Below are 15,162 nucleotides of genomic sequence, written 5' to 3'. Positions count from 1 at the left end.
CTTTTCTTTATTTATTATTTGTTAATGAATCACTATTTTGAAATGTATATTTTAAAGTATGTGCAACACTTTTTGAAATACCGACTTTTTGTAATTCTTCAATTGAAGCATCACCAATATTTTTTAAAGATCCAAAATTTTTTAACAATTTATTTCTTGTTTTAGGTCCAATTCCTTTAACCGAATCCAATCTAGAATGCATTGAGTTTTTTGTATGAACTTGTCGATGAAAATTGATTGCAAAGCGGTGAACTTCATCTTGAATTCTTTGGACTAAATAAAATGCCTGACTTTTACGATCTAATGCAACCCTTTGATTTTGATTACCATAAATCAAGTCTGATGTTTTATGCTTATCATTTTTTACCATTCCTGCAATTGGTATCTCTAATCCTAACTCATTTTCCAATACATCTCTAGCTGCATTTAATTGAATGTCGCCACCATCCATTAAAATTAAGTCCGGTAATTCCGCATATTCTTTTAATAATCTGGTGTAACGTCTTCTAATAACTTCTTTTGTTGAAGCTGCTTCATCAGCTTGATGAACTGTCTTTAGCTTATATTTACGATAAAGTTTTTTATTTGGTAATCCTTCTGTAAAAACAACCATTGCAGAAACTAAATCAGTTCCTTGAATATGTGAATGATCAAAAGCCTCAATTTTAGAACCCTTTTCAATTCCTAAAGCTTGATTCAATTCACTCATTGCACCATTAGTTTTCTTTTCATCAAGTTCTAATAATCTAAACTTTTCTTCTAAAACTAATCGTGCATTTTTATAAGCCATTTCAATTAGATCTCTTTTTTGCCCTCTTTGAGGTGTTCTAACAGGAATATTTAGCATTTCAGAAATAACTTCATGATCGACTTCCTTAGGTACCATAATTTCTTTTGGTAATACTTTATTATTTCCTTCATAAAATTGAACAATATAACTTGTGAACTCTTCAATTGCATTATTAACAATTGGGAAAACAGCCTTTTCTCTTTTCATTAATCTAGATTGCCTAATAAAAAATACCTGAATTGAAAGCCAACCCTTATCAATATAAAAATTAAAAATATCTCTAGGTGTATTATCAGTTGAAATTATTTTTTGCTTTTCTACCGTTGTCTCAATATAGTGAAGTTGATCTCTTAATTCAGCTGCTCGTTCATATTCCATATTTTCAGAAGCTTCATTCATTCTCTTTGTTAACAATGATTTAGCTGAATTTACGTTTCCATTTAAAAATGATTTTATTTTTTTTATTTGTTGATCATATTTTTCTTTAGGAACTTCTTTAAAACAAGCTCCCAAACATTGACCCATATGATAATATAGACAAGCTCTCTTTTGTGGCCCATTGCATCGACGTAATGGATATGTTTTTTGTAAAAAATTCAAAGTCTCATCTGCTGCATAAACATTGGGATAAGGTCCAAAATAATAAGCCCCATCCTTTTTTATTACACTTGATATCATTATCTGAGGATCTTTTTCATTTGTTATTTTAATATATGGATATCCACCATTACCTTGCTTTAATCTAATATTAAAATATGGTCGATGTTTTTGAATTAAAGTAATTTCTAATAAAAAAGCTTCTTTATCATTAGTTGTTATAATCGTTTCAAAATTAGCAATCGTCGAAACTAGTTTAGCAGTTTTACCAGTATGATGACTTTTAAAATATGAACGAACACGATTTTTTAGATTCTTAGCCTTACCAACATAAATAATGTTTTCATCTTTATCTTTCATCATGTAACAACCAGGTAGATCTGGTAATAAAGCTAATTTATTTTCAATCAATTCTGATGCCACAATCAAGACCACCTTTCGATAAAAACTTCTTTTTTAATTATACTATGGTAAACCAATATAACAAAGGATTCTTAAATTTTTCATTAAAACGAATGCAATAAAATACTTTTTTTGCTAAGATATAATTTAAAGAGGAGATGATTTTATGGGATTAAAAGTACAACGTAATGATGATTTAGATTCAATGTTTGGTAAATTTGCACAAGATAGTCCTGAAGATCCTAATAGAGATAAATTCTTAAAACGTGATGATAAAAAAGAAACTAAAAAGAAAAAATCTAAAGGATTTTTTAAACGAAATAAAAATAAATAATAGTTAGAAAAATAAGTCTTTATAGTTAAATAAAATTAACTATAAAGACTTATTTTATTTAATTTGATTTTCTATCCATTTCCAAACTTCATCTTTACCATATTTAGTCTTCGCAGAAAACATAATTAACGTTTCGTCTTGCTCTAATTGTAATTCGGTTCTCAACATATTTTCTTGATTCTTTCGTTGACTTTTGGAAACCTTATCAACTTTAGTAGCTACATATAAAACTGGAATTTCATAATAATCAAGCCAATCACGCATTTGTAAATCATATTCTGATGGTTTATGACGACCATCGATTAAGCTAACAACACCTTTTAACTTATCCCTTTTAGTCAAATAAGTTTCAATCATTTCAGCCCATTTTTCTCTTTCTGATTTTGAAACTTTAGCGTATCCATATCCAGGGACATCTACAAAATACAATAAATCATCAACATTATAAAAATTTAATGTTTGTGTTTTACCGGGTTGACCAGATGTATAAGCATAGTCTTTTCGATTAATTAATACATTAGTTAAAGATGACTTACCAACATTAGAACGACCAATTAATCCTATTTCTGGATAACCAGTGGTTGGATATTGCTTTGGATCTACAGCACTCATAACTAATTCAACATTTTTTACTTGCATATTATCTCCTTATAGATAAAAAAAGTAGACTAAGTTAGTCTACTTTTTTAATACTAATTTTGGTTCAGCATTATTTTCGACTGAATCTTTTGTAACAATAACTTCTTGAACATCTTTACGACTAGGTAAATCAAACATGATATCTCTCATAACATCTTCAATAATAGATCTAAGTCCTCTAGCTCCAGTATTTCTTGAAATTGCTAATTGAGCCATTGTTTGTAATGCTTCTTTTTCAAAAGTTAATTTAACGCCTTCTAAACTAAGTAATTTTTGGTACTGCTTAACCAAAGCATTTTTAGGTTCAGTTAAAATTCTTACTAAATCATTTTCACTTAATTTATCTAAAGCAGTTAGTATTGGTAAACGTCCAATGAATTCAGGTATTAAACCAAATTGCATTAAATCTTCAGGAATAACATGTCTCATAACATCATCATCATTTAAATCATTAGCAGTGGTTTTTTGATTATTACCAAAACCAATTACTTTATTACCTAAACGATTTTTTACAATATTTTGAATACCATCAAATGCTCCACCAACAATAAATAAAATATTCTTAGTATCAACTTTGATTAATTCCTGTTGAGGATGTTTTCTTCCACCTTTTGGCGGAACACTTGCAACTGTTCCTTCTAAAATTTTTAAAAGAGATTGTTGTACACCTTCACCAGAAACATCACGAGTTATTGATACATTTTCAGACTTTTTAGCAATCTTATCAATTTCATCAATATAAATGATTCCTTTTTCGGCTTTTTCCACATCGTAATCAGCACTTTGAAGTAATTTCAAAATGATATTTTCGACATCTTCACCAACATAACCAGCTTCAGTTAAAGTAGTAGCATCAGCGATCGCAAAAGGAACATTCAAAGTTCTTGCAAGTGTTTGTGCTAAATAAGTTTTACCTGATCCCGTTGGTCCAATTACCGAAATATTACTTTTTTGAATCTGTGTATCATTTTCATCATGATTTTCATCAGCTAATTCATTAATTCTCATATAATGATTATAAACAGCTACAGCCAAAGTTTTTTTAGCATCACCTTGACCGATTACATAATCATTAAGATTATCAACAATTTGTGATGGAGTTAATACATTAATTTTTTCATTAGATTTTGATTCTGAAAGTTCTTCATCGATTATTTGTTGACATAACTCAATACATTCATTACAAATATAAACCCCTGGTCCAGCAACAATTTTTTTAACTTGGTCTTGTGTCTTACCACAAAAAGAACAAGTAATCACTTCTTTTTCATCAGTGTCATCAAACATAAAATACACCTCTTTTTTATTTCTAATTGTTAAAAAAATATACCATAAAAATAAATTTAATAAAAGAAATTACTTTTATTAAAAAAAACCCGATCATTAAATGAAGCGGGTTTTTCAATCAATAATTAAAAATTATTTTGATTTACTTTCTTGTTTTGCACTATCAGTAATCAATTGAACAGCCTTTTGAACACCAATATCGTGTTTTAACATATCATCAGTTAAAGCTCCACGAATTGCTGATTCTTCCATTCCATATTGACCAGCAAGATTTTTAATTTCTGCATCAATATCTTCTTGTGAAGGTTCAATTTTTTCAGCTTTAACAATTTCTTCAAGTACAATATTTGTTTTAACACGACGATCTGCACCATCAGTAAATTGTTTTTTCAAATCGTCTCTTGAAGTTCCAGTTAATTGGAAGAACATTTCTTCATTAATACCTTGTTGTTGCATACTTGCAAGGTATTGATCCATTTGTCTTTGAATATCTGAATCAATCATTGATTGAGGAATATCATTAACTTCTGCATTATCAACAGCTTGAGTAATTGCATCATTTTCAATTGCTTCTTTTGCAGCGTTAGTTTTTTCTTCTTTTAATTCTTCTTTGATTTTAGCTTTTAATTCTTCTAAATTATCAACTGATTCATCAACATCTTTTGCAAATTCATCATCAAGTTCAGGTAATTCTTGTTGTTTAACTTCATGTACCTTAACTTTAAATGTTGCTTCTTTACCAGCTAATTCTTTAGCTTGGTATTCTTCTGGGAAAGTTACTTTTACATCAGTTTCATCTTCAGCTTTTTTACCTACTAATTGGTCTTCAAATCCAGGAATAAATGAATTTGATCCTAATTCAAGTGAATAATTATTTGATTGTCCACCCTCAAAAGCTTTTCCATCAACAAAACCTTCAAAATCAATAACAACAGTATCACCATTTTCAGCTGGTTTATCTTTTAAAACAAGTTCAGCTTGTGATTTTTGTTTTTCTTCTAATTTTGCATCAATATCTTTTGCGTAAACACGAGTATTTTGCTTTTCAACAGTAAGATCTTTGTATTGACCTAATTTAGCTTCTGGTTTAACACTTACAGTAGCTTTAATAACCCATGGTTGACCCTTTTCCATTGATTCAACACTAATTTCAGGTTGATCAACTGCGTCAACGTTAGTTTCTTTTAATGCTTCAGCATAAGCTTCTGGTAACATAAAGTTCAAAGCTTCTTGGTATAGAGATTCTTCACCATACATTTTATTAAATACTTGACGACTTACTTTACCTTTTCTAAAGCCAGGTACTCGTAAATCTTTTTTAGTTTTATTAAATGCTTTATCTAAACCATCATTAATTTGTTCTACGCTAATTTCAAAAGTTAATTCACCTTTATTAGCTTCTTTTTTTTCCCAATTTGCCATTCTACTTCCTCCAAATGAAAAAATTAGATTAACATAATTTTTCATGTAATTTTCTACATTACTTAGTTTAACTTAAAGTCTATGAAATGTAAATCTTTGTAGATAAAAACAAATAAAAAAGCCTGAAGAATAATCTTCAGACCTAATTATTTAATTAGTACTAGTCATCGATACGAGTAACAACACCAGCACCAACAGTATGACCACCTTCACGAATAGTGAATTTAAGTCCTTCTTCAATAGCAACTGGTTTAGTTAATTCAACGTTGAATGTAACGTTATCACCAGGCATAACCATTTCTACACCGTCTTCTAGTGAAATAACACCAGTAACATCAGTAGTATGGAAGTAGAATTGTGGACGGTAGTTTGAGAAGAATGGAGTATGACGTCCACCTTCATCTTTACTTAGTACGTACACTTCACTACTAAATTTAAGATGAGTTTTAATTGAACCTGGTTGTGCAAGAACTTGTCCACGGACAACTTGTTCACGGTTAACACCACGAAGTAATGCACCAATGTTATCACCTGCTTGACCTGAGTCAAGAGTTTTTCTGAACATTTCAAGACCAGTTACAGTTGTTTTACTTGTTTCTTCAAATAAACCAACGATTTCAACTTCATCTCCAACGTTAATAACACCACGATCAACACGACCAGATGCAACAGTACCACGACCAGTGATAGTAAATACATCTTCAACAGGCATTAAGAATGGTTTACTTTCATCACGTTCTGGAGTTGGGATATATTCATCAACAGTATCCATTAATTTCATGATAACAGCTTCTTGTTCTTTGTCACCTTCAAGTGCTTTAAGAGCTGAACCACGGATAACTGGAATATCATCACCATCGTAGTCATATTCTGAAAGTAATTCACGTACTTCCATTTCAACTAAGTCAACTAATTCATCATCGTCAACCATATCTGTTTTGTTTAAGAAAACAATAAGCTTTTCAACACCAACTTGGCGAGCTAATAAGATATGTTCACGAGTTTGTGGCATAGGACCATCAGTAGCAGCAACTACAAGAATGGCACCATCCATTTGAGCAGCACCAGTAATCATGTTTTTAACGTAATCAGCATGTCCTGGAGCATCAATATGAGCATAGTGACGCTTTTCAGTTGAGTATTCGATATGTGAAGTATTAATAGTAATACCACGTTCTTGCTCTTCTGGAGCAGCATCGATTTTTGAGAAATCTTCTACTTCAGCTAAACCTTTGTCAGATAAAACTTTTGAGATAGCTGCAGTTAATGTTGTTTTACCGTGGTCAATATGTCCAATAGTACCAATATTAACGTGGTCTTTTGTTCTTTCATAATGTTCTTTTGCCATTTATGAAAACCTCCTGTAAATTTCGAAAGATTATCCTTAATTATAACAAGGACTCTTTATTGTTTATTATACTACATTTTCTGCAAAAAACAACCAAGTTGCCAATACAGAATTCAATCTTAATTATAGCTACTAAAAAAATATTTGTAAACAATAAAAACCTAATTTAATCAAATTGTTTTATCAAATTATTTTTAGTTTCTTCAATAATCTGAAAGATTGATTCTATTTTATCAAGTTTATTTATTTTGTCTACATTATTCTCTTGGCTTTTTAAAATTTTAATATATTCAATCGCATCACCATAAACAACTTGTCGTTTTGTAACATCAATTAATGTCATTAAATCAAAATCAAAAAAAGGATAAAAAAGTTTCATTTCTTCATTCAAAAATTCTTTAACATCTGAATAAATTAATTCACCTTGTACTATTTTTTCATCAAGATAATTATTTAATTTGATCATAAATTTAGAATTTGTATATCCCGATAACTTATTTGGATTTACTGTAACAATCTCATTATAATAACTCAAAACATTCAAATTATCGTCAAAATAAAAAGTTCGTAATTTTATTAAAATTATATTTCTTATCAATAGATTTAAATCTTCATCTACTAGAGTAATTGATAAAGCATCTTTTAATAGTTTATAGGATAACTGTTGCATTGATTCAATAATTCTTTGTACTTCAAAAAAATCATCATAATTAGAAAGATGCTTTAATTTTTTTACTATTTTATTAATTTTGTCTTGGTTATTTTTTATATAAACTTTTTGTTGAGTAAGAACATAATCAACATATTTTTTTGAATTTAAAACTTTATCTTTAATAAAAGGTAATATTCCCAAAAAAATTTCATTTTTTAAGTGAACATCAATAAATAATTCAGTAAATTCATTATCAAATTCTAATAAACTGATATGTTCTTCAGAAAAAGTTGTCCCTTCTTCGTACTCTTGCAAACCAAATAGAATTTTTAAATATAATTTAATTATAACTTCTGACATATTTTCTTCTAATAAAGGATTTAATAGTTTTTTAGCTCCACTATAATTTCCTTGATTATATAATATATTTGCCTGATTAATTATTTCTTCAATACTGTCCATAATTTCCTCATTTAATAATAAGTAAAAAAGACTGAGCAATAACTCAATCTTTTTTACTTATTATTTCTACTTCTTCGATGATGTTGGTTTACTTCCATAATAACTGGTAAAATAACTGGTCGTCTTTTAGTCTTATCAAATAAAAATGACATAAGTTTATCACGTACATCTTGTTTTAAATGCCCCCAGTCAAATTCCTTATTTTCTAAATTATCTTTAACTGCTTGTTCAACAATTTTTGAGCTTTCATTCATTAAGTTTTTATTAGACTTAACAAAAATAAAACCTCTAGAAGTGATTTTTGGAGAAGAAACAATTTTCTTTTTCTTACGATCAATTGTTACAACAGAAACAAATACTCCATCTTCAGATAAAACTTTTCTATCTCTTAAAACAATATTTCCAATATCACCAATTCCGATTCCATCAATCATAGTATCTACAGCTGGAACTGATCCTGATAAATACATGTCTTTACCATTATACTCAATGATGTCACCTTTAGTAGGAATTATAATATTTTCTTTAGGAATTCCCACTTCCATTGCTAATTCTTTATGTGATTGAAGCAAACGATATTCACCTTGAACTGGAATTAAGTATTTAGGATTTAAAAGATTTATCAATAATTGTAAATCGGTTTTACTAGCATCACCTGAAACATTTATTTCGCTTGATAGTGTAATAACTTCGGCACCTGCACGATAAATCATATCTCTTGTCTTAGCTAACTTTGTTTCCATTGCATAAGATGGAGTAGTTGCAATAAGGACAGTATCGCCCTCTTCAATATTAATATCTTTATTTTTATGTGCTGCCATCTTTTGTAATGAAACAATTGGTTCTCCAGTTTCACCAGTTTGTAATACTACTACTTCACTTTTTTCTAACTTTTCTAATTCTCTTAAATCATTAATAAAAATATTTTCTGAAGAAACAGTTAATTTTTGGTTCTTTAAAGCAATATTTATAATATCTTTTAAGTTTTTATTATTTAAGTATATTTTTCTTCCAGCTATCTCTGCTGCATCAATTATTTCTTGAATACGAAGAATATTATTTGCAACACAAGCAGTAATTATTCTTCCCTTTTCATAATTAAATAATTCAGATAAATATTTAGTTACTTCTTGTTCATTACTATTACCAGAAATACTCTCAGAGTTTCTAGAATCACTTAACAATGCAAGAACATTTTTTCGACCTAAATCAGTTAATAATCCATAATCAGTTTTATAATCACCTTTTGCAGTTTGATCAAATTTAAAATCACCTGTATATACAATTTCACCGAACTCTGTTGATAAAACAATTCCCATTGAATCAGGAATTGAATGTGTAGTACTAAAGAAACTAACTTTATCATCATCAAACACAATTTCACTATTACTATCAATAATATGAAAATCATCAAATGATTTTGTTTGTTCATTCTTTTTAGTATTAAATTTAGCTAATTCAATTGTTAATTCAGAACCAAATACAGGTACATCTATTTTATTTAATAAATATGGTAAAGAACCAATCGCGTCTGAGTGACCATGAGTTAAGAAAACTCCGACAACTTTATCTTTGTTTTCCATCAAATAAGTGAAATCAGGAATTACATAATCAATTCCTAACATTTCATTTTGGGGGTATTTTAATCCACTATCAAAAATAAATATTTTTTCGTCGTTGACTTCTATAGCAAATAAATTTTTCCCATTTTCTCTTACTCCACCAAGCGGAATAATTTTTATATTTTTATCCATAATACACCTCAATTATAAATCTTTTTTAACTTAAACTCGGACAATAAGCTATGTATAGTGTAACACAATTACAATAATATTTTATAATATTTAATAAAAATAAAAGCGAAACCATAATTGGTTTCGCTTTTATTTTTATTAACGACGTAGACCTAATTTTTGAATTAATTCACGGTAACTTTGTACATTGTTTTTACGCAAGTAACTTAATAAGTTTCTTCTGTGACCAATTTTTTTCATTAAACCACGTTGTGAGTGATAATCTTTTTTATGTTCTTTCATGTGTTCATTAATTTCAGTAATATCAGCAGTTAATACAGCAATTTGTACTTCTGTTGAACCAGTATCTCCATCATGTTGTGCAAATTCTTTGATTATTTCATTTTTACGTTCTTTAGTTAAAGCCATTATATTCTCACCTTTCAATTATATATAATCCCTTAATCTGAGTAAAACGTTAGTGAGTATCGTCCAACTAAGATTAAGTTAACAACATGAATAATATACATTATTTTTTAAATTAAATCAACCTTACTCTTTTATAATACATGACTTTTTATACGTAGTATTGCATTTATTTTATCTATTTTGTATAATTAATGATGTCATAAAAGTGTGATTTATTTTTAAATAAAGATTTTAGAACTGGAGGTGAATTTTATGCCTATTATTAAATCTGCTATTGAACGTATGAGAACTAATGAGAAAGCTCATCAAAGAAATATTTCTCAAAAAAACCAAATGAGAACTGCTGTTAAAAGATTTCATAAATTAGAATCAGCTGAAAGTTCTGAAGAATTACAAAACATCTATCGTAATGCAGTTTCCGCTGTTGATCATGCCAAATCAAAAGGCTTAATCAAGAAAAACACTGCTAGCCGTAGAAAATCTCAATTAGCTAAAAAATATGCTGAATTGAACAAATAAAAAGAAACCAGTTAAACTGGTTTCTTTTTTTTGTCAGATAATTTAATTACATACATTTCAAATAATAACTCAGGATTACGATTTCCAGTTTTTAATTGATCTTCAATTTCAACTAATCCTAAATAACCTGATCTTAAATAATCAATATTTAAATTTTTGATAGTTTGCATTGCTAATTTAATTCGATAAGGATGTGCTTTTAAAACACTAGCCAAACTACCTTGGCTATACCCATTATTAGATAAAATCATAACTTGCAATAATAATCTAAATTGGCTAACTAGAATAGCATTTAACTGTAAAGGTTCATACTTTTGTAATAATAGTTCTTTATACAATTGAATTGCTTTAAAAGTATTATCAGATAAAACATAGTTAACTAAATTAAAAACATTTTGTTCTAATGATTTAGGAACTAACTCTTCAATTGCATTTTTAGTAATTATTTTTTCATTTGCATAAATAAATAATTTATTTAATTCATTCATTAGACTTGATAAATCGCCAGCTAAACGATTAAACAAAAAATCAAAATCATCAGAATTTATTTTAAAATTATTTTGATGAATATAATTTAATACATATTTTTTTATATCTGATTCATTCATTTGATTAAAATCAAAAATATTAGCTTTCTTTTTTAATTTTTTTACCACTTTTTTTCTTGCATCTAATTTTTCATATGGTGCAAAAATCAACAATACAGTTTCTAAAGAAGGATTATCAATATAATTAATAAAATCGGAAATATTTTGTTCATTTTCATCACTTTTTTTATCACTGGTTAGAAAACCGGGGTTATTGATTATAACTAGTCGTTTTTCACCAAAAAAAGGAATTGAATTAGCATCATTAATAACTTCATCTAAACCATTTTCTTGTAAATCAAAAAAACCTAAATTCATTGTTTTTTCTTCATCAGGAATTATTTTTTCAAATTGCTTTCTAAATTTTTGAGACCAATATTCATTTTTTCCAATTATTAAATAAATTTGATCATTAATTTCATCTATTTGTTTAATAAATTTTTCTGGATTCAATATTTCACATCCTTTATGAGTCATAACTACATATTATCATTTTTTTATTTTTAAAATTGAATTAATTTATTTTTGTAACCAATTTATTTTTATTCAAATAATAAACAAATTTAATCATTCCTTTAGTTTGAGTACTTATAAAATTTATATTCTGTTGATTCAATATTTCAATTGTTTCCTCGCTAGGATGATTATATCGATTATTTCTACCAGCAGATATAATTGCCAATTTAGGTTGAATTTGTTTTATAAAAGAAGGATCACTTGATGTTTTGCTTCCATGATGACCTAATTTTAAAATTTCTGATTTCAATTTAGGATAATGATTTAAAACATCAAGTTCCCCTCTACGATCTAAATCTCCCATAAATAGAAAAGAATGATTGCCAAAATCACCATATAAAACCATGGAATCTTCATTAGTTCCAAGTCCGGGGTCAAAAGGATGTAAAACTTTTAATGGACTATTTACTATATTTTGTCCAGATTTAACTGGAATTAATTTGAACTTATTTTTAAATAAAACAATTTTCTTCATAAAATTTGAATTTTGCTGCATCCCACTTGGAATAATTATTTTATCAACGATCATACTTTTTAAATAAGCAGATATATCTCCAACATGATCTGTGTCTTGATGCGTAAGATAAATATTATCTATTTTATTAATTCCAATACTTTTTAAATACCTGATGCCAATTCGATCTGCTTGAAATTTTTCTTTACTTTCTTTTCTCTTATTGAAGTTTAATTTACCACCAGTATCAATTAAAGAAACAGATTTATTAAATGGCTCACGAATAAAAATTGAATCTCCTTGTCCAACATCTATAAACGTTACCTCTCCTTTAATCGGATAATGAATCCAAATAAAGGTTGTAAAATAAAGCAAAAGTAATAAAGTAACTTTAAATTTTGAAAGTTTTTGTAAACAGAATAATGTAATTATTAAAAGTAGTATAACCACATAAAAACTTGGTTTTCCAAAAACAATATTTCCAGGTAAGTTACTAATAAAGTCTAAAGTGTTATCAAATATACCTAATAAAAAATCAGATATATATATTGGAAATGAAACAAAAAAGGAACCTAGATATCCAAATATAACAATCGGTAAAATAATAATCGAAAATACTGGTAAAACAATTAAATTAATTGCTAATGATAAAAAATGCCATTCATAAATATGAAATATTATAATTGGCAAACCAACTAAATTCATTAAAATAGTTTGTTGAATAAATTTAGACTTTTTTGTATAAATTAAAGCAAACGAAAGTATATAGGATAATTGTCCACCTAATTGAAAAATTATCATTGGATTTATTAATAAATTGATCATTAACGAAATTGACCATAAATCTAATGAATTTAAACTAATTGATAACTTATCAATTATAATTCTTGTTTCACTAAGTAAAATAGATCTTACTAAACTAGGAGCTGAACCAGCAATTATAAAATAAACCGGTAAAAACAAGAAAATAAATAAATTAATTCTTTCAATTCTAATTCTAAAAATTGTAAAAACAAAAGTAATTAGACTAATTAAATAATAAATATGAAATCCTGAGATGCTAAACAAATGAATTAATCCCAATTGTTTAACTCCATTCATCTCATCGTTAAATTCTTCATCCATTTCTCCATATATCAAACTATTAATATATATTCTTAAAGATTTAGGCAATTTACGATTACGTTCAATTAACTTATATCGTAAATCATGAATTTTATCAAAAAAATTAGCTTTTATAATTTTAGAATTAAATTTTATATCATTGATTTTAACTTCATTAATAATATTTTTTTGACGATAGTACATTTTTGAATCAAAAACACCAAAATTAGTTGCTTCATTTATTTCATTTAAATCACCATAAATATTAAAAAAAGTTGTCTTATTAATATTATTAATAAATTCTTTTTCACTATCATTCTTAAAATATCCATGAAAAATAATTTTTTGATTAAATTCACTTACATATGCAATTCCATAATAACTATCATTTTTAATCTTTAAATTATCAGGATTAATTTTTAAGGTTATTTCTTGATTCATATCCTTAAACTTAGGTATTTTATTTAACATGTTTATTTTAATCCCAAAAATAACTAAAGGAATTAGTAAAAAAATAATACTTTTTATAGTAAATTTTTTTATTCTTAAGAAATAAATTCTTATTAACCAAATAAATAATAGAATAGTACCTAATACAATATTATGAAAAAATATAATACTCAAAAAGCACCATAAAATAGCATTAAATATAAAAAAGTTTTTTTCGATTTTTAATTAGACAGAAAATTATCAAAAGGTATTTTTTTAATCGTTTCATCATCAATTTTAATTTGATTAATTTTAATATTCATTTTTTCTAGTAGTTTTAAAGCGTAATCATCATTATTATAATTTCTTAAATAATTAATTTTTTTAACTCCTGCTTGAACAAGCATTTTAGTACATTGTAAACAAGGAAAATCTGTCACATAAATTTCTGCATCATTAGTTATTTCTCCAAACTTCGCACATTGTAAAATTGCATTCATTTCTGCATGAATGGTTCTGACACAGTGGCCGTCTACTAAATAACATCCCTTATCAATACAATGATCATCCTTTGAAACGGATCCATTATAACCACCTGCAATAATTCTCTTATCTCTAACTAAAACTGATCCAACTGAGAGGCGATTACATGTACTTCTAGTTGATAACAATATTGCTTGAAGCATAAAATATTGATCCCACTCAATTCTTTCTTTATTCATTATAAATACTCCCTTTTATCGTTTAAATCTTTAGAGTAATTATACTAGATAATTAAACAGAAACAAATTCTCTTAAATTATCAACTGTCTTATCACCAAATCCTGGTACTTTTTTTAAATCATCGACTGAATTAAATGGACCATTTTGCTTTCTAAAATCAATTATCTGATCGGCTTTTTTATCACCAATTCCATTTAAAGTTGTTAATGAACTTTTTTCTGCTGAATTAAGATTCACTTTAGTTGAGTCAGATTTATTATTACTACTATCTTGCTGATTGTCAGTATCATTACTAGTTACATTCAAATCATTAGGTGATCCTTTAATTTCACCTCTTATGGGAATATAGATAACCTCTTGATCAACTAATTTTTTAGAAAGATTAACATGTTTAACATCAGCAGATTTATTAAATCCATCAGCTAATTCAATAGTATCAGATAATCTCATTTGAGAAGTAACTTCATACATCCCTGGTGATTTAACTGCACCTTTAATATCAACATAAATTTTATTATCATCTTTAGATTCATTGACTTCATTAGTTTCCACTTTAGTATTAGTAATCTCACTTGAATTTGAACTTAAACTACTAGAAAAATATTCATCATTAGTACCTTGTTTATCATTACTTATAAAAAATAGTAAAAATAAAATTAAAAACATCAATAAAATAATTGCTCCAATTAAAATTTGATTTTTATATTCATAATATATCTCTTTTATTCTGTCCAT

General features: G+C 27.0%; 14 protein-coding genes. 2 read left to right on the top strand and 12 right to left on the bottom strand.

The window, feature by feature from the left end:
- Positions 1 to 7: 7 nt before the first annotated feature.
- Positions 8 to 1,810 carry an excinuclease ABC subunit UvrC gene (gene uvrC / locus GSH19_RS01820; protein WP_237026201.1) on the bottom strand — a complete coding sequence of 601 codons (1,803 nt, stop codon included), beginning with the start codon at positions 1,808 to 1,810 and terminating at the stop codon, positions 8 to 10.
- A gap of 145 nt (positions 1,811 to 1,955) precedes the next feature.
- Here uvrC and GSH19_RS01815 point away from each other — a divergent pair, with 145 nt between their 5' ends.
- Positions 1,956 to 2,123: an SPJ_0845 family protein gene (locus GSH19_RS01815; RefSeq protein WP_237026200.1), complete on the top strand. Its 168-nt coding sequence runs from the start codon at positions 1,956 to 1,958 to the stop codon at positions 2,121 to 2,123.
- A 54-nt stretch (positions 2,124 to 2,177) separates the two neighbouring features.
- On the opposite strand, the gene yihA is transcribed toward GSH19_RS01815, so the two are convergent.
- From yihA to rpsO, 7 genes are all read right to left on the bottom strand, one after another.
- Positions 2,178 to 2,762: a ribosome biogenesis GTP-binding protein YihA/YsxC gene (gene yihA, locus GSH19_RS01810; RefSeq protein WP_237026199.1), complete on the bottom strand. Its 585-nt coding sequence runs from the start codon at positions 2,760 to 2,762 to the stop codon at positions 2,178 to 2,180.
- Positions 2,763 to 2,801: 39 nt separating this feature from the next.
- Positions 2,802 to 4,049: an ATP-dependent Clp protease ATP-binding subunit ClpX gene (gene clpX / locus GSH19_RS01805; RefSeq protein ID WP_237026198.1), complete on the bottom strand. Its 1,248-nt coding sequence runs from the start codon at positions 4,047 to 4,049 to the stop codon at positions 2,802 to 2,804.
- Between the two features lie 132 nt (positions 4,050 to 4,181).
- Positions 4,182 to 5,471, bottom strand: a complete 1,290-nt coding sequence (tig, locus tag GSH19_RS01800) for a trigger factor (RefSeq protein ID WP_237026197.1) — start codon at positions 5,469 to 5,471, stop codon at positions 4,182 to 4,184.
- 160 nt (positions 5,472 to 5,631) lie between these two features.
- Positions 5,632 to 6,819, bottom strand: a complete 1,188-nt coding sequence (gene tuf / locus GSH19_RS01795; RefSeq protein WP_237026196.1) for an elongation factor Tu — start codon at positions 6,817 to 6,819, stop codon at positions 5,632 to 5,634.
- 166 nt (positions 6,820 to 6,985) lie between these two features.
- Positions 6,986 to 7,933: a hypothetical protein gene (locus GSH19_RS01790; RefSeq protein WP_237026195.1), complete on the bottom strand. Its 948-nt coding sequence runs from the start codon at positions 7,931 to 7,933 to the stop codon at positions 6,986 to 6,988.
- A 53-nt stretch (positions 7,934 to 7,986) separates the two neighbouring features.
- A complete protein-coding gene (locus tag GSH19_RS01785) occupies positions 7,987 to 9,687 on the bottom strand; it encodes a ribonuclease J (protein ID WP_237026194.1) in 1,701 nt (566 codons plus the stop codon).
- A 138-nt stretch (positions 9,688 to 9,825) separates the two neighbouring features.
- Positions 9,826 to 10,095 (bottom strand): 30S ribosomal protein S15, encoded by a 270-nt coding sequence (gene rpsO, locus GSH19_RS01780; RefSeq protein ID WP_237026193.1) that lies wholly within the window; start codon positions 10,093 to 10,095, stop codon positions 9,826 to 9,828.
- Between the two features lie 252 nt (positions 10,096 to 10,347).
- Between rpsO and rpsT the strand changes: the two genes are divergently transcribed.
- Positions 10,348 to 10,614 carry a 30S ribosomal protein S20 gene (gene rpsT / locus GSH19_RS01775; protein WP_237026192.1) on the top strand — a complete coding sequence of 89 codons (267 nt, stop codon included), beginning with the start codon at positions 10,348 to 10,350 and terminating at the stop codon, positions 10,612 to 10,614.
- An 11-nt stretch (positions 10,615 to 10,625) separates the two neighbouring features.
- On the opposite strand, the gene holA is transcribed toward rpsT, so the two are convergent.
- The 4 genes from holA to GSH19_RS01755 form a co-directional block, all read right to left on the bottom strand.
- Positions 10,626 to 11,654 carry a DNA polymerase III subunit delta gene (holA, locus tag GSH19_RS01770; protein WP_237026191.1) on the bottom strand — a complete coding sequence of 343 codons (1,029 nt, stop codon included), beginning with the start codon at positions 11,652 to 11,654 and terminating at the stop codon, positions 10,626 to 10,628.
- 61 nt (positions 11,655 to 11,715) lie between these two features.
- A complete protein-coding gene (locus GSH19_RS01765; RefSeq protein WP_237026190.1) occupies positions 11,716 to 13,746 on the bottom strand; it encodes a DNA internalization-related competence protein ComEC/Rec2 in 2,031 nt (676 codons plus the stop codon).
- A gap of 200 nt (positions 13,747 to 13,946) precedes the next feature.
- Positions 13,947 to 14,426, bottom strand: coding sequence for a ComE operon protein 2 (locus GSH19_RS01760; protein ID WP_237026189.1), 480 nt, complete (start codon positions 14,424 to 14,426; stop codon positions 13,947 to 13,949).
- A gap of 52 nt (positions 14,427 to 14,478) precedes the next feature.
- Positions 14,479 to 15,162 carry a helix-hairpin-helix domain-containing protein gene (locus GSH19_RS01755; RefSeq protein ID WP_237026188.1) on the bottom strand — a complete coding sequence of 228 codons (684 nt, stop codon included), beginning with the start codon at positions 15,160 to 15,162 and terminating at the stop codon, positions 14,479 to 14,481.

The organism is Lactobacillus sp. S2-2, assembly GCF_021698855.1.
GTDB lineage: Bacteria > Bacillota > Bacilli > Lactobacillales > Lactobacillaceae > Fructilactobacillus.
The sequence above is the reverse complement of the archived record's forward strand: the minus strand, read 5'-3'. Positions and strand labels throughout refer to the sequence as shown.

Coding starts and splice junctions, on each gene's coding strand:
- GSH19_RS01785 (WP_237026194.1), bottom strand. CDS start 9,687: ATGGATAAAAATATAAAAATTATTCCGCTTGGTGGAGTAAGAGAAAAT.
- GSH19_RS01760 (WP_237026189.1), bottom strand. CDS start 14,426: ATGAATAAAGAAAGAATTGAGTGGGATCAATATTTTATGCTTCAAGCA.
- GSH19_RS01765 (WP_237026190.1), bottom strand. CDS start 13,746: ATGTTAAATAAAATACCTAAGTTTAAGGATATGAATCAAGAAATAACC.
- rpsO (WP_237026193.1), bottom strand. CDS start 10,095: ATGGCTTTAACTAAAGAACGTAAAAATGAAATAATCAAAGAATTTGCA.
- tuf (WP_237026196.1), bottom strand. CDS start 6,819: ATGGCAAAAGAACATTATGAAAGAACAAAAGACCACGTTAATATTGGT.
- GSH19_RS01755 (WP_237026188.1), bottom strand. CDS start 15,162: ATGGACAGAATAAAAGAGATATATTATGAATATAAAAATCAAATTTTA.
- rpsT (WP_237026192.1), top strand. CDS start 10,348: ATGCCTATTATTAAATCTGCTATTGAACGTATGAGAACTAATGAGAAA.
- tig (WP_237026197.1), bottom strand. CDS start 5,471: ATGGCAAATTGGGAAAAAAAAGAAGCTAATAAAGGTGAATTAACTTTT.
- clpX (WP_237026198.1), bottom strand. CDS start 4,049: ATGTTTGATGACACTGATGAAAAAGAAGTGATTACTTGTTCTTTTTGT.
- yihA (WP_237026199.1), bottom strand. CDS start 2,762: ATGCAAGTAAAAAATGTTGAATTAGTTATGAGTGCTGTAGATCCAAAG.
- GSH19_RS01790 (WP_237026195.1), bottom strand. CDS start 7,933: ATGGACAGTATTGAAGAAATAATTAATCAGGCAAATATATTATATAAT.
- GSH19_RS01815 (WP_237026200.1), top strand. CDS start 1,956: ATGGGATTAAAAGTACAACGTAATGATGATTTAGATTCAATGTTTGGT.